Raw genomic sequence first — 23,662 nt, 5'->3', positions numbered from 1 at the left:
TAGTGGGGTGACGGATGGTGGAGAGCGCGAGCGGGGAGCCGGACGACGGCGCCGCTGAGGTGCTCGACCGCCCGCTGCCCGACGGAGTGCGCCGGAGGGTCGTCCAGATCGTCTCGGACGGCTTCGGCGGCCTCACGGTCAGCGAACTGCCCGCACAGCTGCGGCAGTACGCCCGCTTCACGCCGACCCGGCGCACGAAGTTCGCGGGCAACGCCATGGCGGCGGCCCTGGAGGGCGACGCGCTCTTCCGGCAGCGCATCGGCGAACGTCTCAGAGAGGCGCAGCCCGAGCTCACCGGCGCCCTGGGCGCGGGCTCACCGCCCCCGGCCGCGGACCCCCTCGATGTGGCGGCCGCGGCCTATGTGCTGCGTCCCACCGGCTGGGTGAAGCTGGTGACCGCCGCGGGCGAGGAGGCCCTGCGGGCGGACGCCGAGCGCGTCGACGACGAGACCCGGGCCGAGCTCGAACGGCTGCGCGAGGAACTCGCGGCGGCCCGCGGCCAGACGAAGGCCGAGACCGAGCGGCTGCGCACGGAGCTTGAGTCGGCGAAGAAGGAAGCCGAATCGATGCATCGCAAGCTGCGCGGCGCTCTCAGCGACGTCAAGCGCGGCGAGGCGGCCCTGCGCAAGGCCGCCGCCGAGTACGACGCCGCGCGGGCCGACGGCCAGGCACAGCTGTCCGCCGCCGAGAGCGAGGGCCGGCGGCTCAAGGCCCGGCTCAGCGAGACCGAGGCCGCCCTGGAGGCCAGCCGCAGGGCGGCGCGCGAGGGCCGCAGCGTCGAGGACATGCGGGTGCGGCTGCTGCTCGACACGGTGCTCGAGTCCGCCCAGGGGCTGCGCCGCGAACTGGCCCTGCCGCCCGTCTCCGTGCGGCCCGCCGAGACCGTCGACGCCGTCGAGCCGGGGCGGATGACGCCGAAGGACATCGCCGCACGCGCCCTCTCCGAGAACGACCCGGCGATCATCGACCAACTGCTCGCGCTGCCGCAGGCGCACATGGTCGTGGACGGCTACAACGTCACCAAGACCGGCTATCCGACGATGCCCCTGGAGAAGCAGCGGCTGCGCCTTCTCGGTTCGCTCTCGCAGCTTGCCGCGCAGACCGGCGCCGAGATGACCTGCGTCTTCGACGGGGCCGAACTCGCCGCGCCCGTGCTGCTCGCGCCGCCGCGCGGGGTGCGGGTGCTGTTCTCCAAGCCGGGCGTCACCGCGGACGAACTGATCCGCCAGCTGGTGCGCGCCGAGCCTCCCGGGCGCCCCGTGGTCGTCGTCTCGACCGACCGCGAAGTGGCGGACGGGATCGCGAAGGCGGGGGCGCGGCCCGTCGCTTCGGCCGTTCTTCTGAAGCGGCTCTCGCGCGGCTGACGCGCGCCGTTTGCTCACGCCCGGCGCGCGCCGGTTTCGCACTCCTAAAGGGGTGCAAGTAACTCCTGCGCCCTATGCCCGAATTGGGGAGCCGACTGCGCGACGTAGCGTCAAGAGATCATCACCGGCTGTGCGTTATCGGTAAAATATGCCTCCCGCACCCCACTTTTTGCCGGTCAGGATTTGAACTGATCACAAGAAGGTCACTAGGGTCTCGCCTCGAACCTCCGCTCGGTTGATCACCCATCCGGGGTGACAGCGGTGGTACCCGCCGACCGGGTCTCGGTAGGCGGCTGGAGGAAGAAGGAGCCGCCTTCGTGGCGTCCCACCGTCGACCCAAGCAGCCGAGCCGCGCGCGCGTGACCGTGCTCACCGCCACTGCCGCCGCTGCCGTCGCACTCACCTCCCAGGCGGCCAACGCGACGCCGAGCGAGAAGCCGAGCAAGGACGAGGTCAAGTCCAAGGTCGACAAGCTCTACGAGGACGCGGCCCTTTCAACCGACCGCTACAACGGCGCCAAGGAGAAGCAGGAGAAGCTCGAGAAGGAGATCGGCGAGCTTCAGGACAAGGTGGCCCGCGGCCAGGAGGACCTCAACGACCTCCGCGGCGGCCTCGGTTCGATGGCCAGCGCGCAGTACCGCTCCGGTGGCATCGACCCCTCCGTCCAGCTGTTCCTCTCCTCGGACCCCGACGACTACCTCGACAAGGCGTCCGCCATGGACCAGTTGAGCGGTAAGCAGGTCGAGGCGCTCAAGAAGGTCCAGGAGAAGCAGCGGACCCTCGCGCAGGAGCGCAAGGAGGCTTCCGACAAGCTCAAGGACCTCGCCGACACGCGCAAGGAACTGGGCAAGAAGAAGAAGGAAGTCCAGAGCAAGCTCGGCGCCGCCCAGAAGCTGCTCAACACGCTGACCGCCAAGGAGAAGCAGGAGCTCGCCGCCAAGGAGCAGCGCGCGAGCCGCGACGCCGGCGACCGCGTGGACCTCGGCAAGGAGGCCCCGGCCTCGCAGCGCGGCCAGGCCGCCCTGAGCGCCGCCGCGACCCAGATCGGCAAGCCGTACGTCTCCGGCGGCAGCGGCCCCAACTCCTACGACTGCTCCGGCCTCACGCAGTGGGCGTACAACCAGGCCGGTGTGCAGATCACCCGGACCACCTACACCCAGCAGAACGACGGCCCGAAGATCGGCCGTGGCGAGCTGAAGCCCGGCGACCTGGTGTTCTTCAACAGCCTCGCGCACGTCGGTCTGTACGCGGGCAACGGCCAGGTGCTGCACGCCCCGAAGCCGGGCGCCGTGGTGCGCTACGAGTCGATGTCGACCATCGGCTCCTTCCAGTTCGGCGTCCGCATCTGAAACGACCGGAGTGCCGCCCAAACGGGCGAATTCCGGCAACTCACGCTGACCCCACGCCCCGTCGGTGACCTGCGTCTCCGGCGGGGCGTCACGTTGTGTGCACGGCAGGGTCTTTGGCCGTGACGTGATCCCACGGCTACTCTCGCGCCCATTCCCCCGACGCATCGGGGGACTTTCCCCCGGTTCGCCCGGGGGTCCGTCATGCGGAGGGAGAGCGGCTTCCCGTGGGGTCCCATCGTCGTCCCGCGCTGTCCGGTCTGGACCGGAGCACGCGCGTAACCGTCCTGTCAGCCGCCGCGGCGACCGCCGCGGCCGCCTTCGCCGCACCGGCGGGCGCCGCACCGCAGGACACCCCGGCGACCACCAAGGCCAAGGTGGACCGCCTCTTCGAGCAGGCCGAGAAGGCCACCGAGGCGTACAACAAGGCCGACGAGCGCGCGGACACCCTGCGCGAGCAGGTCGAGCGGGCCAAGGACAGCGTCGCCCGCGGCCAGGAGCGCATCAACACGATGCGCGGCGCGCTCGGTTCGCTCGCCGGGGCGCAGTACCGCTCGGGCGGCATCGACCCCTCCCTGGCCCTGATGCTCTCCTCCGACCCGGACGGCTACCTGGACAGGGCGGCCACGCTCGACCGCATCAGCGCCCGGCAGGCCGGTGAGCTGACCGATCTGCAGCAGGCCCAGCGCAGCCTCGCCCAGGAGCGTACGGAGGCCGGACACAAGCTCGCCGAGCTGGAGGAGAGCCGCACCGCCGTCGCCCGCCAGAAGCGGGCCGTCGAACACAAGCTCGCCAAGGCCCGCCGGCTCCTGAACTCGCTGTCCTCGCAGGACCGTGAGGAGTACGACAGGTCGTCGCGCTCGGGACGTGACGAGATGCCGGACCTCGGGAGCGCGGGGCCGGCCTCGTCGCGGGCCGCGGCAGCGATCGCGGCGGCCAGGTCGGCCATCGGCAAGCCCTACGTGTGGGGCGCCAACGGCCCCTCCGGCTTCGACTGCTCGGGCCTCACCCAGTGGTCGTACGCACAGGCGGGCGTCGGCCTGCCGCGCACCTCGCAGGCCCAGCGGTACGCGGGGCGGCAGGTGCCCCTGGCCCAGGCGCAGCCCGGTGACCTGGTCGCCTACCGCGACGACGCCAGCCACATCGGGATGTACATGGGCAACGGCCAGGTCGTGCACGCGCCCTACCCCGGCGCTCCCGTGCGCTACGACCCGGTCGGCATGATGCCGGTGTCATCGGTGACGCGGATCTGACCGGCCGCCCGCGGCCCGCTGCCCGTACGATCTGAAACGTGGCTGGTCGCGGGCGTGGGTCGTGGGTCCTTGGGATGTGTGTCGCCCTGCTCGTCGGGTGCGGCGGTCCCTCGGCGTCCGATGCCGCGCCCGGCGACGTGCGCAGGCTGCTCGACCGGCGGGCGGACGCGGTGCTCGACCGGGACGCGAAGGCGTACCGCGCGACGAGCCGCGAGGCCGGGACCGCCGCCTACGACAACCTCCGCGAGGTCCCGCTGGAGTCCTGGCAGTACCACCTGACCGCGTTCCGGCGCAGCGGCGCGCGCGCCACGGCCACCGCCGACCTGCGCTACCGCATCAAGGGCTACGACAGCGAGCCGCTCACCACCTCGCGCTCGCTCACGCTCCAGGAGCGCGACGGGCGGTGGTACGTCGTCGCTGAGCGGCCCGCGAAGAAGGCCACGCAGCAACTCTGGGACCAGGGGCCCGTGACGTCCGTACGGGGCGCTCACAGCCTCGTGCTCGGCGTGGGGCGCGGCGAGCGGGAGAAGACGACGCTGCGCGAGTACGCGGCCCTCGCCGACCGGGCGGTTCCCCTTGTGACGGACGCCTGGCAGGACAAGTGGCCGCGGCGGGTCGTCGTCATGGTGCCCAGGTCCCTCGACGGCATGGCGGGCCTTCTCGGCGCGCCCGCTTCCGGCTACCAGGGGATCGCGGCGGTGACCACGGGGGAGACGGGCGGCTCCGGCGAGGCGCCCGCGGACCGGATCATTGTCAACCCCGAGGCGTACGGCATGCTCGGCGACTTCGGCAAGCAGGTCGTGCTCACCCACGAGACGACCCATGTCGCGACCCGCGCGCACACCTCGCAGGCGACACCCTTGTGGCTCTCCGAGGGCTTCGCCGACTGGGTGGGCTACCGCGGCACGGGCCGCACCGCCGCACAGGCCGCCCCCGAACTGCGCCGCGCCGTCCAGGGGGAGCGACTGCCCGGCGCGCTCGCCGAGGACGACGACTTCGGCTTCAGCGGGGACGCGGGCAAGCTCGCGCAGGCGTACGAGGGGTCGTGGCTGGCCTGCCGGATGATCGCGGACGAATGGGGCGAGGAACGCCTGACGGACTTCTACGAAGCCGTCGGCGAGCACAAGAAGAGGCCCGGCGCGGTGGAGGACGCGCTGCGGGACGTCCTGGACCTCTCCCTGGAGGAGTTCACGGCGCAGTGGCGTACGTATCTGCGGGCCGAGCTCGGCTGACCTCCCCGGTCGTCGACGCCCGCGCACGGGCCCGCGGTTCGGACACCGTCTGCCGCCACAGGTTCCGGCAGGCGAGCAGCGCCGCCGTGACGAGCAGGCCGTTGCGCACGAGGAGCAGGGTGATGCCCAGCGGGTCGCTCGCCACCACGTGCGAGAACCAGACGGGGAACTCCAGGAACGTGACGAACGTGGCCGCGAGGACCAGACACGCGGGCAGCGCCATCCGGCTCGCGCGAAACGCCATGCACACGGCGGCGACCCCGACCAGCCACAGCAGGTACTGCGGGCTGATCACCCGGCTCGTCGTCGTGAACAGCAGTACGGCGACGAAGGCCGCGTCCGCGACCGTGCTCGCCGACCACGCACGGGCCCGCAGCCGCCACGCCAGGAGCCAGCAGAAGGCGGCCACGGAGAGCCCCTGCGCCACCGTGCTGACCAGCGTGACGTAGGGGCCGAGGAACTCCACCGAGCCGTAGTTGAGCTGCACTTCGCCCTGCCAGCCGAGGTGGCGCGCGACGTGGAAGACGAGTGCGCCGAGCGACTCGACCTCGGTGCCGCGATCGCGCTGGAAGGTCAGGAAAGCGAGCGCGCCGGGCATCGTCACCAGGAAGGCGAGGGTCAGGCCGAGGGCGGTGGCGGCCGCCGCGCCCCAGGAACTCCGGGTGGCACGCGCGCGTGGCATGCCGACGAGCAGCAGGGCGGGCCACACCTTGAGCAGTGCGCCGAACCCCGCAAGGGCCCCCATCGTGCGGGGGTGCCGTGCCCCGGCGAGCAGGGCGGCGACCGCGACGGCCGTCACCATCACGTCGTAACGGGCGTAGACGGTCGGCCCGAGCAGCGCCACGCCGAGGACCCACACCCAGGCTCCGCGGAGGGACTTGCCGGGCCGCCGGCCCGCGTACAGGAGCAGTCCGCAGACGAGCGCGTCGGCGAGGAAGGCGAGCACGAAGAACGCCGACGTGTAGTCCACGAAGGGCAGCAGGGCGGGGGAGAGGACCGCGAGGGCGGCGGCGGGCGGGTACTGCCAGGTCACGTCGTCGAGGGGGAAGGTGCCGGTGCGCAGGACCTCGTACCAGCCCTGGTAGATGACGGCGACGTCGCTGGTCACGTCGGGGCCGGGGGCGGTGAGCACCTTGAAGACGCAGAGCAGCAGCACTGTCCTGGTCAGGACCCAGACGGTCAGGATCCGCGCCACGCACACCACGCCCCTTTTCGGCTACTTCATTGTGGTTCGTGGAGCCATGATGCCGGGCGCGGCCGTGGATGGGCCGAGAGGCACGCTCTGCCGGGCTTTCGGTACTGTCGGCGACGATGCACAAGACCCTGATCGTCACGAACGATTTCCCGCCCAGGCCCGGCGGCATCCAGGCGTTCCTGCACAACATGGCGCTGCGCCTGGACCCCGATCAGCTCGTCGTCTACGCCTCCACGTGGAAGCGGGGGCGCGAGGGCGCCGAGGCGACGGCCGCCTTCGACGCGGAGCAGCCCTTCAAGGTCGTACGCGACCCCACGACGATGCTGCTCCCGACCCCGCGCGTCACGCGGCGCGCGGTCTCGCTGCTGCGGGAACACGGCTGCGAGTCGGTGTGGTTCGGGGCCGCGGCGCCGCTGGGGCTGATGGCGCCGGCGCTGCGCAAGGCGGGTGCGCGGCGGCTCGTCGCCACGACGCACGGGCACGAGGCGGGGTGGGCGCAGCTGCCCGCGTCACGCCAACTGCTTCGCCGTATCGGCGACTCGACGGACACGATCACTTATCTGGGCGAGTACACGCGCTCGCGCATCGCCGCCGCGCTTACGCCTGCGGCGGCGGGGCGGATGGTGCAACTGCCGCCGGGCGTCGACGAGAAGACGTTCCACCCGGGCTCGGGCGGGGACGCGGTGCGGGCGCGGCTCGGCCTGACGGACCGGCCGGTCGTGGTGTGCGTCTCGCGTCTTGTGCCGCGCAAGGGGCAGGACACGCTGATCCTGGCCATGCCGCGGATTCTGGCTCGGGAGCCTGAGGCGGTGCTGCTGATCGTGGGGGGCGGCCCTTACGAGGACGACCTGCGGAAGCTGGTCGCCGAGACCGGGGTCTCGGACTCCGTGCGGTTCACGGGGGCCGTGCCCTGGGGGGAACTTCCCGCGCACTACGGCGCGGGCGATGTCTTCGCGATGCCGTGCAGGACCCGGCGGGGCGGGCTCGACGTGGAGGGCCTCGGCATCGTCTACCTGGAGGCTTCGGCGACGGGCCTCCCGGTCGTGGCCGGGGACTCCGGCGGGGCGCCGGACGCGGTGCTTGACGGTGAGACCGGCTGGGTCGTCCGGGGCGGCTCCCCGGAGGCGGCCGCGGACCGGATCGTCGCCCTGCTCGGCGACGGGGAGTTGCGGCGGCGCATGGGGGAGCGGGGCCGGGAGTGGGTGGAGGAGCGGTGGCGCTGGGATCTCCTGGCGGAGAGGCTCAGGGAGCTGCTCTAGCGCCTGCCGGCTGCCGCCGGGGGCTGTCGCGCGACTGACGGCCGCCCGGGGCTGGCCGCGCAGTTCCCCGCGCCCCTTGAGCGCCTACTGGGGTGCCGCTGGCTGTTGATGCGCGTCTGACCGCCGTCGTGGGTTGCTCGCGCAGTTCCCCGCGCCCTTCAAGTCCGCCTGATGGGGTGCCGCCGGGGGGTGTTGCGCGGCTGACCGTCGTCGTGGGCTTGTCGCGCAGTTCCCCGCGCCCCTTCAGGGGCGCGGGGAATGGCGCGAGCAACCACGCACGACCGCGAGTCGCCAAGGAAGCGGGCCCCCCACGGCGAGTGGGCGGAACCGGCAACGCTACCCGCGGTAAAGCGCCTCGATTTCGTCCGCGTAATCCTTCGCCACCACATTCCGCTTCAGCTTCAGCGACGGCGTCAGATGGCCCGACTCCTCCGTGAACTGCGAGGCGAGGACACGGAACTTGCGCACGGACTCCGCCTTGGAGACCGCCGCGTTGCCGTCGTCCACCGCGGTCTGGATCGCGGCGAGAAGGTCCGGGTCCTCCCGGAGCGACGCGGCCGTGGAGTCCGCGGGCTTCCCGTGGTCCGCGGCCCAGCGGCCCACGAACTCGTCGTCCACCGTGACCAGCGCGCCCACGAAGGGCCGCCCGTCGCCCACGACCATGCACTCCGCGACGAGCGCGTGCGCGCGGATACGGTCCTCGATCACCGCGGGAGCGACATTCTTGCCGCCCGCCGTCACGATGATCTCCTTCTTGCGGCCGGTGATCCGGAGGTAGCCGTCCTCGTCGAGGGTGCCGATGTCACCGGTGTGGAACCAGCCGTCGGCCAGCGCCTCTTCGGTCGCGCCCTCGTTGTTCCAGTACCCCGTGAACAGGTGCTCGCCGTGCAGCAGCACCTCGCCGTCGTCGGCGATCCGGACGACCGAGCCGGGCAGCGGCTGGCCGACCGTACCGATCTTCTGGCGGTCCCACGGGTTGAAGGCGGTGGCCGCGCACGACTCCGTCAGGCCGTAGCCCTCGAGGACCGTGAAGCCGATGCCGCGGAAGAAGTGGCCCAGGCGCTCGCCGAGCGGCGCGCCGCCCGAGATCGCGTACTCGCCGCGTCCGCCGAGTACGGCCCGCAGCTTGCTGTAGACCAGCTTGTCGAACGTCTTGTACTTGATCTTCAGGCCGAGGGAGGGACCGCTCGGGGTGTCGAGCGCGCGGCTGTACGCGATCGCCGTGTCCGCGGCCTTGTCGAAGATCTTGCCCTTGCCGTCGGCCTGCGCCTTGGCGCGCGCCGAGTTGTAGACCTTCTCGAAGACGCGCGGGACGCCCAGGATCATGGTCGGCCGGAACGAGGCCAGCTCGTCCGTGAGGTTCTTGACGTCGGGCGCGTGGCCCAGCTTGATCGGCGCCATCAGCGCGGCGACCTCGACCAGGCGGCCGAAGACGTGCGCGACGGGCAGGAAGAGGAGCACCGAGCACTCGCCGGTGCGGAAGAGGGGTTTGAGGCGCTCCACCACGTTGCCGCACTCCGCGAAGAAGCTGCGGTGGGTGAGCACACAGCCCTTGGGACGGCCCGTGGTGCCCGAGGTGTAGACGATGGTGGCCGGGTCGTCGGCGCCCGCGACCGCGCCGCGCTCGTCGACGGTCTCCTCAGGGACGTCGGCGCCCGCGCGGTTCAGCTCGTCGACGCCACCGCGGTCGATCTGCCAGACGTTGACCAGATCGGGGAGCCGGTCGCGCACCGACTCGACGGCGGCGCTGTGGGCGTCGAGCTCGATGATGATGCCCACGGCGCCGGAGTCGCCCAGGATCCACTGGATCTGCTCGGCCGAGCTCGTCTCGTACACGGGCACGGTGACCGCGCCCGCGCTCCAGATGGCGAAGTCGAGGAGCGTCCACTCGTAACGGGTGCGGGACATCAGGGCGACGCGGTCGCCGGGGCGCACCCCGGAGGCGATGAGCCCCTTGGCGGCGGCGCGCACCTCGGCGAGGAAGGTCTTGGCGTTGACGTCCTGCCAGGTGCCGTCCACCTTGCGGCCGATGACGGCGACATCCGGGTGCTGTGCGGCATTTCTGCGGACGATGTCGGTCAGATTGCCGTCCGCAGGGACCTCGTACAGGGCCGGAAGGCTGAACTCGCGCAAGACTGCTGCTCCTACATAGGGCGCCGGCGCCACGACGTTGTGCGATGCGACGGTGCGGTCCAAGATCGGGCAGGTGCTCCGGGGGGAATGGGGGGAAAGACAGCTGGAGCACTACTGGACTGCCCGGACGTTACCCATGGGTATGGCTTGTTCGGTAGGGGGTCCGGGCCAGATGTTCGGTGCGTCACACGACGTTGTGGTCTGAACCGCACAGTACGCCACGCCATTCCTGACTCGGAAGTAACCGCAGGTCCGCCCCCTTCTCACCCCTTCTCCGGTCCTCTACCCACGGTTGCCCGCTCGTTCTAGGGTGATCGACATGCCAGCTTTCCGGGTCAATGTGGTCAGTGACGTGCACGGCAACACGAAGGACCTCGCCCGCGCGGGCGACGGAGCCGACGCGCTCGTCTGTCTCGGTGACCTGGTCCTCTTCCTCGACTACGCCGACCACTCGCGCGGTATCTTCCCCGACCTCTTCGGCAAGGAGAACGCCGACCGCCTCGTCGAACTGCGCACCGCCCGCCGCTTCGAGGAGGCCAGGGAGTTCGGATCCCGGCTGTGGGCGGGGATAGACCGGGGGTCCGCCATCGAGAAAGCGGTGCGCAAGCAGTACGCCGAGATGTTCGCCGCCCTTCCCGCACCGACGTACGCCACCTACGGCAATGTCGACATACCGACCCTCTGGGCGGAGTACGCGGGCCCCGGCACCACCGTCATCGACGGTGGCCGGGCCGAGATCGGCGGCCGGGTCTTCGGCTTCGTCGGCGGCGGCCTGCGCACACCCATGCGCACGCCGTACGAGATCAGCGACGAGGAGTACGCGGCCAAGATCGAGGCCGTCGGCGAGGTCGACGTGCTCTGCACGCACATCCCGCCGGACGTCCCCGAGCTGGTGTACGACACCGTCGCGCGCCGCTTCGAGCGCGGCAGCCGAGCCCTTCTCGCGGCCATTCACAAGACCCGCCCGCGGTACGCACTTTTCGGCCACGTTCACCAGCCGTTGACCCGGCGGATGCGGATCGGGGCGACGGAGTGTGTGAACGTGGGGCACTTCGCGAGCTCGGGCAGGCCGTGGGCCCTGGAGTGGTGATGGTGGGCCACTTCGTGCGCGGTAGCCTTCACGCGTCACACACGTACACACCACCCCCGTACCGGACCGCATCTGGAGGAGCCACAGCGATGGCGGAACACACCAGCTCGAGCATCACGATCGAGGCGGCACCGGCCGAGGTGATGGGGGTGATCGCCGACTTCGCTCGTTACCCGGACTGGACGGGTGAGGTGAAGGAGGCGGAGGTGCTCGACACCGACGACCAGGGCCGCGCCAAGCAGGTCCGCCTCGTCATGGACGCGGGCGCGATCAAGGACGACCAGACGCTCGGGTACACCTGGACCGGCGCGAACGAGGTCAGCTGGACCCTCGTCAAGTCGCAGATGCTGCGCTCGCTCGACGGCTCGTACCTCCTGAAGCCCGTGGGGACCGGCACGGAGGTCACGTACAAGCTGACCGTCGACGTCAAGATCCCCATGCTCGGGATGATCAAGCGCAAGGCGGAGAAGGTCATCACGGACCGGGCGCTCGCGGGCCTGAAGAAGCGCGTGGAGTCCGGCGCGAAGTAGCACCGGAGGGGGAGATCCGCCGCGCGGCGGCGGGACTCACCTCACGTACCGTTCACTCCTATGCGCACCCTCCTCGTCACCGGCCCCGGCGGCTCGGGCCGGACCACTGTCGCCGCGGCCACCGCGCTGTCCGCGGCCCGCGAGGGGCACCGGACCCTTCTGGTCTCCGCCGACCCCCTCGGCACCCTCGGCGCGGACCACGCGAACCTCACCCTGCGCGCACTGACCCCCGGCGACGAGTTCCGGGACGACCTCCTGGCCCTGCAGAACCGCGCGGGCTCCGCGCTCGACCTGCTCGGCGCCGGACGCCTCGACGGCGAGGAGCTCACCCCGCTGCCCGGCAGCGACGAACTGGCCCTGCTGCGCGCCCTGCGCGACGCCGGACAGAGCGCGTACGACACCGTGGTGGTGGACCTGCCCCCGGTGCCCCGCGCCCTCGCGGTCCTCGCCCTCCCCGAGCAGCTGCGCCGCTATCTCCGCAGGCTGCTCCCACCCGAGCGGCAGGCGGCCCGCGCCCTGCGGCCCATGCTCGGCCGCCTCGCGGGCGTCCCGATGCCCGCCTCCTGGCTGTACGAGACCGCGGCCCGCTGGGACAGCGAACTCGCCGCCGCGCAAGCCGTGATCGAGCACCCCGGCACGACGGTCCGCCTGGTCGCCGAGCCCGGCCCCGCGGGCGCCGACGCCGTGCGCGCCGCCGCCACCGGCCTCGCCCTGCAGGGCCTGCGCACCGACGCCCTGCACGCCAACCGGGTCCTCCCGGACGACACCGCCGACATCTGGCTCTCCGGGCTCGTCGCCCAGCAGCGCAAGACGCTGGTCGAGTGGGCACAGACGTACGGCGACATCCTCGGCACGCTCCCGCACCTGGGCCGCGACCCGCGAGGCGCCGACGACCTGGCCGCCCTGGGGGTGCCCGCCCCCGCCGCGCCCCCGGCCCCCGTCGCGTGGCACGTCGTGGACGCCCTCGCCGACGACGGCGTACTGATCTGGCACATCCCGCTCCCCGGCGCCGTACGCGAAGAACTCGGCCTCATCCGGCGCGGGGACGAACTGGTCATCACCGCCGGCACCTTCCGGCGCATCGTGTCCCTGCCGTCCGCCCTGCGCCGCTGCTCCGTCGCCGGCGCCGGACTGCGCGACGGCGAGCTGCGGGTCAGGTTCGCGCCGGACCCCGATCTGTGGCCGCGGACAACGTGAACGCACAACCGCCGTTCGGGTAACGTCGAGAGTACGAATCCGCCCGGATCGCCCTCCGCCCTCCGCAGGAGTCTTCCGTCATGAGTGATGCCAACGAGCGCGAAGTGCCCGAACCCGAAGCGGCCAGCGCCGACGCCGACGCGTGGGCGAAGGCGTGCGCCGAGGATCTCGCGGCGGAGAAGGCCCGGCGCCGCGCCCAGTACGGGACGCCGCCCGCCTCGGCCGGCGAGGAGCTGCGCAAGCTCGTCGACGCCGTCTCGGAGAAGCTGTCCGGACTCCAGGGTCCGCTGTTCGGCGCGGTCGCGCAGGGCGCCGTCGAGCAGACCGTGCGGCAGGTCGTCCAGCAGGCGAAGGCAGCCGTCGAGCCCGTCATCGAGCGCAACCCCGACGTCTTCGACCACCTCGCATCCGCCGGCAGCGAACTGCTCGCCGCCTACCGCTCCGCGGTCGAGGGCCAGGAGGGCCGCTGGACCCGTGGCGGCGACGCCGCGAAGGGCCCCGACCCGCGCGACGAGGGCCCCGGTCCCGCCGAACACATCGACCTGGACTGACTACCCCTCGGGTACGGTTGCCCATAGCGGGGCTCGACCGAAACTGAGGGACACATGGGACTCACCATCGGCGTCGATATCGGCGGCACCAAGATCGCGGCCGGAGTGGTCGACGAAGAGGGCACCATTCTCGACACCCACAAGGTGCCCACGCCGCCGACCGCCGAAGGCATCGTGGACGCGATCTGTGCCGCCGTGTCCGGGGCCGGCAAGGGGAACGACGTGGAGGCCGTCGGCATCGGCGCCGCCGGATACGTCGACGACAAGCGCGCCACCGTTCTCTTCGCACCGAACATCGACTGGCGCCACGAGCCGCTCAAGGACAAGGTCGAGCAGCGGGTCGGCCTGCCGGTCGTCGTGGAGAACGACGCGAACGCCGCGGCCTGGGGCGAGTACCGCTTCGGCGCGGGACAGGGCCACGAGGACGTCATCGTCATCACCCTCGGCACGGGCCTGGGCGGCGGCATCATCATCGGCAACAAGCTGCGGCGTGGGCGCTTCGGCGTGGCCGCCGAGTTCGGACACATCCGGGTGGTTCCCGACGGGCTGCTGTGCGGCTGCGGGAGTCAGGGCTGCTGGGAGCAGTACGCATCCGGGCGCGCCCTCCTGCGGTACGGACGGCAGCGAGCCAACGCGACGCCGGAGAACGCGGAGATCCTGCTCGGTCTCGGCGACGGCACCGTGGAAGGCATCGAGGGCAAGCACATCAGCGAGGCGGCCAGGCACGGCGACCCCGTCGCCGTCGACTCGTACCGCGAGCTGGCCCGCTGGGTCGGCGCGGGCCTCGCCGACCTGGCCTCGCTCTTCGACCCCTCCGCGTTCATCGTGGGCGGCGGCCTCTCCGACGAGGGCGAGCTGGTGCTCGACCCGATCCGCAAGTCGTTCCGCCGGTGGCTCATCGGCGGGCAGTGGCGTCCGCACGCGCAGGTGCTCGCCGCGCAGCTGGGCAACAAGGCGGGGCTCGTGGGCGCCGCCGACCTGGCGCGCCAGGGGTGACCTCCGGCTGACGCCGAACGAGGCCCGCTGTTCCCTTCCGGGGACGGCGGGCCTCGTCGTGGCGGCACCACGCGGCGCGTATCTTGATCCCCATGGTGACGCTGCCCAACTCCCGCACCGAAGACGACGGTTCAGCCGTGATCCGGGTGCTCAGCTACAACATCCGGTCCATGCGGGACGACACCGACGCGCTGGCCCGGGTGATCGCCGCCTGCGCGCCCGACCTCGTGCTCGTCCAGGAGGCGCCCCGGTTCTTCCGGTGGCGCAAGAAGCTGGCGCGGCTGGCGCGCGCCGCCGATCTGGTGGTGCTCTCGGGCGGCGCCACCGCGTCGGGGCCCGCGCTGCTCTGCTCGCTGCGGGCCACCGTCGAGCGGACCGAGGACGTGCTGCTCCCGCTGACGCCGGGACTGCACCGGCGCGGCTTCGCCACCGCCGTCGTGCGCTTCGGCAGGGCCCGGCTCGGCGTGCTGAGCTGCCATCTGAGCCTGCAGACCGACGAGCGGTACGAGCAGGGCGGGATGCTGCTCGACCGGCTCGCCGGGATGGGCGTGGAACACGCCGTCGCGGGCGGTGACCTCAACGACCGGCCCAAGGGGCGTACGTTCCGCAGGCTCGCCTCGGAGCTGCGGGACTGCTGGGCGACCGCGCCCTGGGGCGGCGAGAACACCTCGACGCCCACGGACCCGCATCAGCGCATCGACGCGATCTTCGCCACGTCGGGCGTCGAAGTCCTCGGCTGTGGCGTGCCGTTGGACCTCGACGGGGTGAGCGAGGCGGATCTGCGGGCGGCCACCGACCATCTGCCGGTGCTTGCCGCCCTCAGGATTCCCGCCGCGAAAGGCTCATAGGCCCCTCAGACCACCGCGCCGCGGCCCGGGTCCTCGTTCTCCTCGTCGTCGTCGCCCTTCATCCGCGACACCAGCGTGGCGAAGCCGCCGAGGAAGCCGCCGATGCTGAGGGTCGCGAGCCACCACGTCATCTGCCAGCCGAGCAGCACGGTGAGCAGGAGCAGCAGCGGGCCGCCGAGCACCGCGAGCCAGGCGAACTTCGCCGTCACGTCCGCGGCGGGCAGCGGCGGCGGCTCCGGCGGGACGAAGTGGCCCTCGCCGTCCGCGCCGAGGTCGTCGTCCGACGCCTCGGGCGCGTCATAGTCACGCGGGCCGCCGCCGCCCACGCCGGGGGCGAAGGCGACGGAGCCGCCCAGCGTCTTCTTGGACCCGGAGTCGTCCGGGTCCTCGGGAGCCGTGGGGTTCTTGGTGCTCTTGCCGCCCTTGTCGCTGTCGTCGCTCTTGTCGCCGGCCGGGGTGTCGTTCGTCTCCGGCTCCAGCAGGGCCAGGTCCTCGATGGACTTGAACGGCTTGGCGCCCGGCGGGTCCGCCGGCTCCTGGCCGTACCCCGCGACGATCGCCTGCCAGGCTGCGTCCTCGTCGAGCGGCAGCCCCTCGGAGGGCTCCTGCCGCTTCTCGGGCTCGCGGCTCTCGCCGTCGGGTTCGATTCGGTCCTGCTCAGCCACCGGTGGCCGTCCCTTCCTTACCGACACTGGGGGCGAGCCGGCCGATGAACGCGTAGCTCTCCTCGAAGATCCGGTCCGCATCATGGTCCAACGTCGCGACGTGGTAGCTCTGTTCCAGGATGGTCTCGGTGACGTCCGTGGACGAGACGCGGCCGAGGATCCTGGCCGAGTCGGCCGGCGGCACCACATGGTCCTGCGGGCTGTGCAGCAGCAGCAACGGCTGCGTCACCTGCGGCAGTTCCCGGTCGAGCCGCTGGAAGAACCGGCGCAACGAGTGGGCGGCATGCAGGGGCACGCGGGTGTATGCGAGTTCCTTCGAGCCCTCCAGGGCGATGTCGCTGGCGATGCCCGGCGTCGTGGGCACCAGATGCCGGGCGACCGGCAGGGCGTACGCCGCCAGGCCGTGCACCTTGTTCGCCGGGTTCACCAGGACGAGCCCCCGCACCTCGTCGCCGTGCCTCGATGCGAGCCGCAGGGCCAGCGCACCTCCCATGGACAGGCCGAAGACGAAGACCTCCGTGCACCGCTCGAGGAGGGCGCGCAGCTCACGCTCCACCTCCGCGTACCAGTCCTGCCAGCCGGTGACCTGGAGGTCTTCCCAGCGTGTGCCGTGCCCCGGCAGCAGCGGGAGCGAGACGGTCAGGCCGCGGTCCGCGAGGAACTCCGCCCATGGGCGCAGGGACTGCGGGGTTCCGGTGAAGCCGTGACAGAGGAGGACGCCGACCTCGCCGCCCTCGTGGCGGTACGGCTCGGCTCCGGGGAGGACCGGCACTTCGGTCTCCTTCGTGAGATGTGGCTGCGGGGTGGGAGTACTTCACCGTACGCGACCGGACTGACACCGACCAGGGCCGTCGGGCCCTTTGGCCTTACTGCGGGTTAAGGTCTGATCCACACTTAACAGGAGGCACTCGGTTTGATCTACGGCGCAATGAAGGTCGCCATCGGAGGGCCGCTGAAGCTCGGCTTCAGGCCCTGGGTGGAGGGCCTTGAGCACGTACCCGCCGATGGACCGGCCATCCTGGCGAGCAACCATCTGTCCTTCTCGGACTCCTTCTTCCTGCCCGCGGTCATCGACCGCAAGGTCACCTTCATCGCGAAGGCGGAGTACTTCACGTCCCCGGGCGTGAAGGGCAAGCTCACGGCGGCCTTCTTCAAGGGCGTGGGCCAGCTGCCGGTGGACCGCTCCGGCGGCCGGGGCGCGGGCGAGGCGGCCATCAAGAGCGGCATCGAGGTCCTGGAGCGCGGTGAGCTCTTCGGCATCTACCCGGAAGGCACCCGTTCGCCCGACGGCAGGCTCTACCGTGGCAAGCCCGGCGGCCTCGCGCGCGTGGCCCTCGCCACCGGGGCGCCGGTGCTCCCCGTGGCGATGATCGACACGGAGAAGATCCAGCCGCCGGGCAAGGTGATGCCGAAGCTGATGCGGCCCGGCATCAAGATCGGCGAGCCGCTCGACTTCAGCCGCTACCACGGCATGGAGCACGACCGGTTCGTCCTGCGGGCGGTGACCGACGAGGTCATGTACGAGATCATGAAGCTGTCCGGCCAGGAGTACGTCGACGAGTACGCGACGGCGGCCAAGCGCCGCCTCTCGGACGAGGCGAAGGCCGAGAGGGAAGCCGAGAAGAAGGCGGAGAAAGCGGCCGCGGCGGCCGAGAAGGAACGGTCCGGCGCGTAATCGCGTCGCTTCAGGGGTGAGTGGTGCAAGGGGAGCCGACCGGGTTCCCATGGGGTGGGGGACATGACCAAGCGCGTACGCGTCATGAGGATGTCGGTCGAGCAGCCGCTGTGGCGCGCGCTGACCGGCTACCGCGTGCTGACGATGCTGTACGCGATCGGCCTGTTCGTGGCGGCGCACGAGAAATTCGACCGCCCCTGGGTGGCCGTCGCGTTCTACGTGGTGCTCGCCGGCTGGACCATCGGCACGCTGCCGAAGGTCGCGAACGCGGCGAGCTGCACCAAGCGGTTCCTGATCACCGACCTGACCATCGCGCTCGTCGGCATCCTGCTCACGCCGGTCGCCGACTCGCACCAGCGGATCGTCCACGACGGTCCGACGCTGCCGTCGATATGGACGGCGGGCGCGGTGCTCGCCTTCGCGATCAAGGGCGGCTGGCGCTGGGCGGCGTTCGCGTCGGCGCTCGTCGGTGTCGCGAACATCGCCCAGCGCGGCAGGCCCACCCAGGACACGCTCCACAACGTCCTGCTCGTCTGCATCGCCTCCATCGCCATCGGTTACGTCGTCGAGGTGGCCCGCGCCTCCGAGCGCACCCTCGCCCGCGCCCTGGAGATCGAGGCCGCGACCCGCGAGCGGGAGCGTCTGGCCCGCGACATCCACGACAGCGTGCTGCAGGTCCTCGCGATGGTGCAGCGGCGCGGCACCGCGCTCGGCGGCGAGGCGGCGGAGCTCGGCAGGATGGCGGGGGAGCAGGAGGTGGCGCTCCGTACGCTGGTGGCGGGCGGCCTTGTCCGGACGTCGCACGAGTCGGAGGACGCCTCGCTCGGGGCCGTGGTCCGCGCGGTGGACGAGCCGGACGCCGACACTGCCGACACCGCTGACGGAGACAGCTGTGACCTGCGGTCGCTGCTCTTCCCGTACGCGGGCGCGAAGGTCACCGTCTCGGAGCCGGGCGCTCCGGTCGCCCTCGCGCCGAAGGCTGCTCGCGAGCTGGCCGCCGCGGTGGGCGCCGCCCTGGACAATGTCCACCGGCACGCGGGAGCGGACGCCGGGGCCTGGATCCTGGTCGAGGACGAGCCGGACGCCGTGATCGTGACGGTGCGGGACGACGGCCCCGGCATCCCCGAGGGGCGGCTCGCGGAGGCCGAGGGAGAGGGGCGGCTCGGTGTCGCCCTGTCGATCCGGGGCCGGTTGCGGGACATCGGAGGCACGGCCGAGCTGATCTCGGTGCCGGGCCAGGGCACGGAAGTCGAACTGAGAGTCCCACGGGGGAAGGCAGGCAAGGAACGATGAGCGAGCAGCAACAGCAGGACGCCACCGTCAGGGTCATGGTGGTCGACGACCACCCGATGTGGCGGGACGCGGTCGCCCGCGACCTCGCGGAGGCCGGGTTCGACGTGGTCGCCACGGCGGGCGACGGCGAGCAGGCCGTACGCCGCGCACAGGCCGCGGCGCCCGATGTACTCGTGCTCGACCTGAACCTGCCCCTGAAGCCGGGCGTCCAGGTCTGCAAGGAACTCGTCGCCGCCAACCCGGCCCTGCGCGTGCTCGTCCTCTCGGCGAGCGGCGAACACGCCGACGTCCTGGAGGCGGTCAAGTCCGGCGCCACGGGCTATCTCCTGAAGTCGGCCTCCACCGCCGAGCTGACCGACGCGGTGCGCCGCACGGCCGTCGGCGACACGGTCTTCACCCCGGGGCTCGCGGGCCTCGTCCTCGGCGAGTACCGCCGCCTGGCGTCCGACCCGGTGCCCGGCGCCCCGGACGAGCCGAAGGCCCCGCAGCTGACCGACCGTGAGACCGAGGTGCTGCGGCTCGTCGCCAAGGGCCTGAGCTACAAGCAGATCGCCGAGCGCCTGGTCATCTCGCACCGCACCGTGCAGAACCACGTGCAGAACACCCTGGGCAAGCTCCAGCTGCACAACCGCGTGGAGCTCGTGCGGTACGCGATCGAGCGAGGTCTCGACGACGCGTGACGCATCGGGAGACCCCTCATAAGGGTGAACTCGCGTGATCAACTCCCCTTGAAAGGCCAGGAATTGACCATCCGGACCGTCCCCGGGTGACCTGGATCACCATTAGCGTGACTCGCATCAGGTCACTGAGGCGAAGGGACGTTTCCATGGCGGCCAAGAAAATCGGAGTACTGACCGGAGGCGGCGACTGCCCCGGGCTCAACGCCGTCATCCGGGGCGTCGTCCGCAAGGGCGTGCAGGAGTACGGCTACGACTTCGTCGGCTTCCGGGACGGCTGGCGCGGTCCGCTGGAGGGCGACACCGTCCCGCTCGACATCCCGGCCGTGCGGGGCATCCTGCCCCGGGGCGGCACCATCCTCGGCTCCTCGCGCACCAACCCGCTCAAGGCGGAGAACGGCATCCGCCGGATCAAGGAGAACCTCGCCAAGTACGAGGTCGACTCCCTCATCGCGATCGGCGGCGAGGACACCCTCGGCGTCGCCGCGCGGCTCACCGACGAGTACGGCATCAATGTCGTCGGCGTACCGAAGACCATCGACAACGACCTCTCCGCCACGGACTACACCTTCGGCTTCGACACCGCGGTGGGCATCGCCACCGAGGCGATCGACCGGCTGCACACGACCGCCGAGTCGCACATGCGGGTCCTCGTGGTCGAGGTCATGGGGCGGCACGCGGGCTGGATCGCGCTGCACTCCGGGCTCGCGGGCGGCGCGAACGTCATCCTCATCCCCGAGCAGCGCTTCGACGTCGACCAGGTGTGCGCCTGGGTGACGTCGCGGTTCAAGGCGTCGTACGCGCCGATCGTCGTCGTCGCGGAAGGGGCCATGCCCAAGGACGGCGAGATGGTCCTCAAGGACGGCACGCAGGACTCCTTCGGGCATGTGCGGCTCTCGGGCGTGGGGGAGTGGCTGGCCAAGGAGATCGAGGGACGGACGGGCAAGGAGGCGCGGACGACCGTCCTCGGGCACGTCCAGCGCGGCGGTACGCCCAGCGCCTTCGACCGGTGGCTGGCCACGCGCTTCGGGCTGCACGCGATCGAGGCCGTGCGGGACGGCGACTTCGGGAAGATGGTCGCGTTGCAGGGGACGGACATCGTGCGGGTGCCTATCGCTGACGCCACGTCGAAGCTGAAGACTGTTGACCCGGAGCTCTACTCCGAGGTGGGGGTCTTCTTCGGTTGATCTTCGGCTGATCCCGGTGGGCGGGTGCCCCTGTGCGCCGCTTCGCGGCGGATTTCCCCCACCCGCCCACCCGTTTCCCCGCAGTGCCGTCACGCCCCGGAATACCTACACTCGGCCCATGGAGATCCTCGCCTTCGGCGTGCAGGCCGACGAGAAGCCGCTGATCGAGAAGGCCTTCGCCGCGCACCACGACGTGCGCTGTCTCGACGTCTTCCTCACCGAGGACACCGCCCCCATCGCCGCCGGCTACGAGATCGTCTCGACCAGCGTCAACGCCGATCTCGGCAACCGTGTCCTGCAGACCCTCGCGGCGGGCGGGACGCAGATGATCGCCCAGCGTTCGACCGGCTTCAACAACATCGATCTCCTGGTCGCCGAGCGCCTCGGACTCACCATCGCCCGCGTCTCGTACTACTCGCCGTACTCCGTCGCCGAGTTCGCCTGGACCCTGGCGATGGCCGTCAACCGCCGCATCGTCCGCGCCAGCAACCGCACCCGCGACTTCGACTTCAGGCTCGACGGTCTGATGGGCAGGGACCTGCGGGGCCGCACGGTCGGCGTGCTCGGCACCGGGAAGATCGGCGAGGCGTTCACGCGGATCGCGCACGGCTTCGGGATGAAGCTGCTCGGCTGGGACGTCGCCGAGAACCCCGCGTGCGTCGAGCTCGGCATAAAGTACGTCGCGAAGGAGGAACTCTTCGCGCAGGCCGACCTGATCAGCCTGCACGTCCCGCTGCTCCCCGCGACGCAGCACATCATCGGCGCCGACGCGCTGCGGATGATGAAGGACGACGCGATCCTCGTGAACTCCAGCCGCGGCGGCCTGATCGACACGGACGCTCTTGTTTCGGAGCTGCGGATGGGGCGCTTTGCGGGAGTCGGACTCGACGTGTACGAGGCGGAGGCGGGGCTCTTCTTCCTCGACAAGTCCCTCGAAGCCATCGAGGACGACACCCTGGCCCGCCTGGTGACGTTCCCGAACGTCGTGGTCACCTCGCACCAAGCGTACTACACCGTGGACGCGGTCGGCCAGATCATCGAGACCACGGTGCAGAACGTCCTGGACTACAAGGAGGGCCGCCGCAGCGAGAACGTGCTGGTCCCGGCGGCCCCCAAGCCCTAGACAAGGACCCCCGAGAGCAGCTCCCGCACGATCGCCGTCCCGCGCAGCGAGAGCACCGACTCCGGGTGGAACTGGACGCCGGCAAAGCCGGGCCCCCGCAGCGCGTGCACCTCCCCGGTGGCCGTGTCCCTGCTGACCTCGATGCCGTGCGCGGCCAGTTCCTGCGCCGTCTCCTCGTCGCAGTGGGCCGCGAAGCTGTTGTAGAAGCCGACCGTCTCCGGCCGCCCGAACAGGTCGATCCGCGTCTGGGCGCCCTGGTAGGGGATCACCTTGCGGACGATCTCCAGGCCCAGTTCCGCGGCCAGGAGCTCATGGCCGAGGCAGACGCCGAGGATGCCGTGGCGGTGCTCCCGGATCACCTCGGCGGCCAGTGAGCGCAGGAAGGTCATCTTCGGGTCGTCGGGGTCCGAGGGGTTGCCCGGACCGGGGCCGAGGACCAGCGGGCCCTCGTGCGCGCGGACCATCTCCCGCAGCCCCGGCTCGTCGTAGCGGCGTACGGACACCGTGAGGCCCGAGGAGCGGAGCAGATGCGCCAGCATCGCCGTGAACGTGTCCTCGCCGTCGATGACCAGGGCGTGCCCGGTCAGCTCCGCTGTCTGCTCCTGCATCCGCAGCCAGAACGGCGCGAGCCCGGCCCGGCGGCTGTCGAGGGCCGCCCGCACCCGCGGGTCGTCGGTCAGGGCTGGGCGTACGCGCTCGTCGCGGGGCCGCCCGGGACGCACCCCGAGCGCGGTGAGCACGCCGGCCGCCTTGGCGTGCGTCTCGGCCACCTCGCTCGCGGGGTCGGAGCCCCGCACCAGCGTCGCGCCGACCGGGACCCGCAGCTTTCCGTCCGTGGAGATGTCGGCGGTGCGGATCAGGATGGGGGAGTCCAGGGTCTGCGCGCCGCCCGCGTCACGGCCGATGAGGGCGAGGGCACCCGCGTAGTAGCCGCGCCCGCCCGTCTCGTGGCGCTCGATGACGCGGCAGGCGTTCTGCACGGGCGAGCCGGTGACGGTCGCCGCGAACATCGTCTCCTTCAGGACCTCGCGCACGTCCAGGGACGACCTGCCGCGCAGCTCGTACTCGGTGTGCGCGAGGTGAGCCATCTCCTTGAGCCGCGGCCCGACGACGACACCGCCCATGTCGCCGACGGTGCACATCATCTTGAGTTCCTCGTCGACGACCATCGACAGCTCCTCGGTCTCCTTGCCGTCCGCGAGGAAGCCGAGCAGATCGTCCGCCGTGGGACCTTCGGCCGGGTAGCGGTAGGTCCCGCTGATCGGATTCATGACGACCGTCCCGCCGGACATCCGCACATGCACCTCGGGGCTCGCCCCGACCAGCGTCCGGTCCCCGGTGTGCACGACGTACGTCCAGTAGGCGCCCCGCTCGCCCACGAGCAGCCTGCGGAAGAGGGCCAGGGCGTCCGCCCTGGAGAAGCCGGGGATCTCGCCCTCGTACGTACGCCGGATGACGAAGTTCGCGCCCTCGCCCCGCCCGATCTCCTCGCGCAGGACCCGCCCGACGATCTCCCCGTAGGCGGCGTCGTCGACGTCGAAGGACCCGTCCTCGACGCGCACGTCATGGGTGGGCAGCGTCGACAGGGCTTCGGAGAGCGGGAGTTCGTACGTCTCGTCGGGGGTCAGGACCGTGAGCGGCGTGCCGTCGTCGCGTACGTCGAATCCGCGCTCCCTGATCTGCCGGAAGGGGATGAGGGCGAGGCCCTCGTCGGGGATGTCGGCGAGGCGGTCGTACGTGCCGACCGCGCCGATCAGGACCTCGACCGTGTCGTGGTCGTGGCCGGGTGTGCGGCGGCGGAGCACGGCGAACGGGCGGTCGTCCGTCAGCAGTCCCGCGAGCTGGTTCGGGATGTCCATCGGGTCTTGTTCCTTCTCACTCGGAGAGGAACGGCCGCGGTCCGGGGATCCTGGAGATCCTGGTCCGGAAAACACTGAAGGCCGCCCCTCGGGCGGCCTTCGCGAGTCTCGAAACGCGCAGAGTCAGTGGGCCGCCGGATGAGCGGGCCACCACCAGTTTCGGATCGTCTGCGCGTGCATGCCACGCAC

The 23,662-nt window shown here is 71.4% G+C and carries 22 protein-coding genes; 16 read left to right on the top strand and 6 right to left on the bottom strand.

Translation table 11 applies throughout. From position 1 onward, the window contains the following. Positions 1-14 precede the first annotated feature (14 nt). From ACZ5U5_RS06815 to ACZ5U5_RS06800, 4 genes are all read left to right on the top strand, one after another. A complete protein-coding gene (locus tag ACZ5U5_RS06815; RefSeq protein WP_469017356.1) occupies positions 15-1,364 on the top strand; it encodes an NYN domain-containing protein in 1,350 nt (449 codons plus the stop codon). A 317-nt stretch (positions 1,365-1,681) separates the two neighbouring features. Continuing rightward, entirely contained in the window at positions 1,682-2,713 is a 1,032-nt protein-coding gene (locus ACZ5U5_RS06810) for a C40 family peptidase (protein ID WP_469017353.1), read from the top strand. Positions 2,714-2,937: 224 nt separating this feature from the next. Then, positions 2,938-3,963: a C40 family peptidase gene (locus tag ACZ5U5_RS06805; RefSeq protein ID WP_469017350.1), complete on the top strand. Its 1,026-nt coding sequence runs from the start codon at positions 2,938-2,940 to the stop codon at positions 3,961-3,963. Positions 3,964-4,001: 38 nt separating this feature from the next. After that, complete coding sequence (locus tag ACZ5U5_RS06800; protein ID WP_469017348.1) at positions 4,002-5,195, top strand: hypothetical protein; 1,194 nt, start codon at positions 4,002-4,004, stop codon at positions 5,193-5,195. Here the strand turns inward: ACZ5U5_RS06800 and ACZ5U5_RS06795 are convergent. Beyond that, the gene (locus tag ACZ5U5_RS06795; protein ID WP_469017346.1) at positions 5,152-6,390 is read right to left on the bottom strand and encodes a glycosyltransferase 87 family protein; all 1,239 of its coding nucleotides are present in this window, start codon (positions 6,388-6,390) and stop codon (positions 5,152-5,154) included. The genes ACZ5U5_RS06800 and ACZ5U5_RS06795 overlap by 44 nt on opposite strands. Positions 6,391-6,506: 116 nt before the next feature. On the opposite strand from ACZ5U5_RS06795, the gene ACZ5U5_RS06790 reads away from it, so the two are divergent. Then, on the top strand, positions 6,507-7,649 hold the full coding sequence (locus tag ACZ5U5_RS06790) for a glycosyltransferase family 4 protein (protein WP_469017343.1): 1,143 nt from the start codon (positions 6,507-6,509) through the stop codon (positions 7,647-7,649). A 336-nt stretch (positions 7,650-7,985) separates the two neighbouring features. Here ACZ5U5_RS06790 and ACZ5U5_RS06785 read toward each other — a convergent pair whose 3' ends face one another. Next, positions 7,986-9,782 carry an AMP-dependent synthetase/ligase gene (locus ACZ5U5_RS06785; RefSeq protein WP_469017341.1) on the bottom strand — a complete coding sequence of 599 codons (1,797 nt, stop codon included), beginning with the start codon at positions 9,780-9,782 and terminating at the stop codon, positions 7,986-7,988. 319 nt (positions 9,783-10,101) lie between these two features. Here ACZ5U5_RS06785 and ACZ5U5_RS06780 point away from each other — a divergent pair, with 319 nt between their 5' ends. The 6 genes from ACZ5U5_RS06780 to ACZ5U5_RS06755 all read left to right on the top strand — a co-directional run bounded on the left by ACZ5U5_RS06780 (position 10,102) and on the right by ACZ5U5_RS06755 (position 14,994). Further along, positions 10,102-10,872 carry a metallophosphoesterase family protein gene (locus ACZ5U5_RS06780; RefSeq protein WP_469017339.1) on the top strand — a complete coding sequence of 257 codons (771 nt, stop codon included), beginning with the start codon at positions 10,102-10,104 and terminating at the stop codon, positions 10,870-10,872. 89 nt (positions 10,873-10,961) lie between these two features. Then, the gene (locus ACZ5U5_RS06775) at positions 10,962-11,402 is read left to right on the top strand and encodes an SRPBCC family protein (RefSeq protein ID WP_469017336.1); all 441 of its coding nucleotides are present in this window, start codon (positions 10,962-10,964) and stop codon (positions 11,400-11,402) included. Positions 11,403-11,462: 60 nt separating this feature from the next. Beyond that, positions 11,463-12,599 (top strand): ArsA family ATPase, encoded by a 1,137-nt coding sequence (locus ACZ5U5_RS06770; protein ID WP_469017333.1) that lies wholly within the window; start codon positions 11,463-11,465, stop codon positions 12,597-12,599. 80 nt (positions 12,600-12,679) lie between these two features. Next, positions 12,680-13,150, top strand: coding sequence for a DUF5304 domain-containing protein (locus ACZ5U5_RS06765; protein ID WP_469017331.1), 471 nt, complete (start codon positions 12,680-12,682; stop codon positions 13,148-13,150). 54 nt (positions 13,151-13,204) lie between these two features. Beyond that, entirely contained in the window at positions 13,205-14,146 is a 942-nt protein-coding gene (locus ACZ5U5_RS06760; protein ID WP_363208268.1) for an ROK family glucokinase, read from the top strand. Positions 14,147-14,238: 92 nt separating this feature from the next. Beyond that, positions 14,239-14,994, top strand: coding sequence for an endonuclease/exonuclease/phosphatase family protein (locus ACZ5U5_RS06755; RefSeq protein WP_469017327.1), 756 nt, complete (start codon positions 14,239-14,241; stop codon positions 14,992-14,994). A gap of 5 nt (positions 14,995-14,999) precedes the next feature. Here ACZ5U5_RS06755 and ACZ5U5_RS06750 read toward each other — a convergent pair whose 3' ends face one another. Next, positions 15,000-15,659 (bottom strand): hypothetical protein, encoded by a 660-nt coding sequence (locus tag ACZ5U5_RS06750; RefSeq protein ID WP_469017325.1) that lies wholly within the window; start codon positions 15,657-15,659, stop codon positions 15,000-15,002. Next, positions 15,652-16,431 (bottom strand): alpha/beta hydrolase, encoded by a 780-nt coding sequence (locus tag ACZ5U5_RS06745; protein WP_469017322.1) that lies wholly within the window; start codon positions 16,429-16,431, stop codon positions 15,652-15,654. The genes ACZ5U5_RS06750 and ACZ5U5_RS06745 overlap by 8 nt, the downstream gene beginning before the upstream one ends. A 156-nt stretch (positions 16,432-16,587) precedes the next feature. Here ACZ5U5_RS06745 and ACZ5U5_RS06740 point away from each other — a divergent pair, with 156 nt between their 5' ends. The 5 genes from ACZ5U5_RS06740 (at position 16,588) to ACZ5U5_RS06720 (ending at position 21,614) form a co-directional block, all read left to right on the top strand. Further along, positions 16,588-17,334, top strand: coding sequence for a lysophospholipid acyltransferase family protein (locus tag ACZ5U5_RS06740; protein ID WP_469019305.1), 747 nt, complete (start codon positions 16,588-16,590; stop codon positions 17,332-17,334). Between the two features lie 63 nt (positions 17,335-17,397). Then, positions 17,398-18,627, top strand: coding sequence for a MacS family sensor histidine kinase (gene macS, locus ACZ5U5_RS06735; RefSeq protein WP_469017320.1), 1,230 nt, complete (start codon positions 17,398-17,400; stop codon positions 18,625-18,627). Continuing rightward, the gene (locus ACZ5U5_RS06730; RefSeq protein WP_469017318.1) at positions 18,624-19,307 is read left to right on the top strand and encodes a response regulator; all 684 of its coding nucleotides are present in this window, start codon (positions 18,624-18,626) and stop codon (positions 19,305-19,307) included. Before macS ends, ACZ5U5_RS06730 begins: the two co-directional genes overlap by 4 nt. Positions 19,308-19,453: 146 nt before the next feature. Continuing rightward, complete coding sequence (locus ACZ5U5_RS06725) at positions 19,454-20,491, top strand: 6-phosphofructokinase (RefSeq protein WP_469017315.1); 1,038 nt, start codon at positions 19,454-19,456, stop codon at positions 20,489-20,491. A gap of 118 nt (positions 20,492-20,609) precedes the next feature. Next, positions 20,610-21,614, top strand: coding sequence for a 2-hydroxyacid dehydrogenase (locus ACZ5U5_RS06720; protein ID WP_469017313.1), 1,005 nt, complete (start codon positions 20,610-20,612; stop codon positions 21,612-21,614). Here the strand turns inward: ACZ5U5_RS06720 and ACZ5U5_RS06715 are convergent. Both ACZ5U5_RS06715 and ACZ5U5_RS06710 read right to left on the bottom strand, forming a co-directional pair. Next, on the bottom strand, positions 21,611-23,473 hold the full coding sequence (locus ACZ5U5_RS06715) for an anthranilate synthase family protein (RefSeq protein ID WP_469017311.1): 1,863 nt from the start codon (positions 23,471-23,473) through the stop codon (positions 21,611-21,613). The genes ACZ5U5_RS06720 and ACZ5U5_RS06715 overlap by 4 nt on opposite strands. Positions 23,474-23,596: 123 nt before the next feature. Continuing rightward, positions 23,597-23,653, bottom strand: a complete 57-nt coding sequence (locus ACZ5U5_RS06710) for a trp operon leader peptide (protein ID WP_160510207.1) — start codon at positions 23,651-23,653, stop codon at positions 23,597-23,599. Positions 23,654-23,662 lie beyond the last annotated feature (9 nt).

Source organism: Streptomyces sp. NPDC033177 (genome assembly GCF_055577715.1).
The sequence above is the reverse complement of the archived record's forward strand: the minus strand, read 5'-3'. Positions and strand labels throughout refer to the sequence as shown.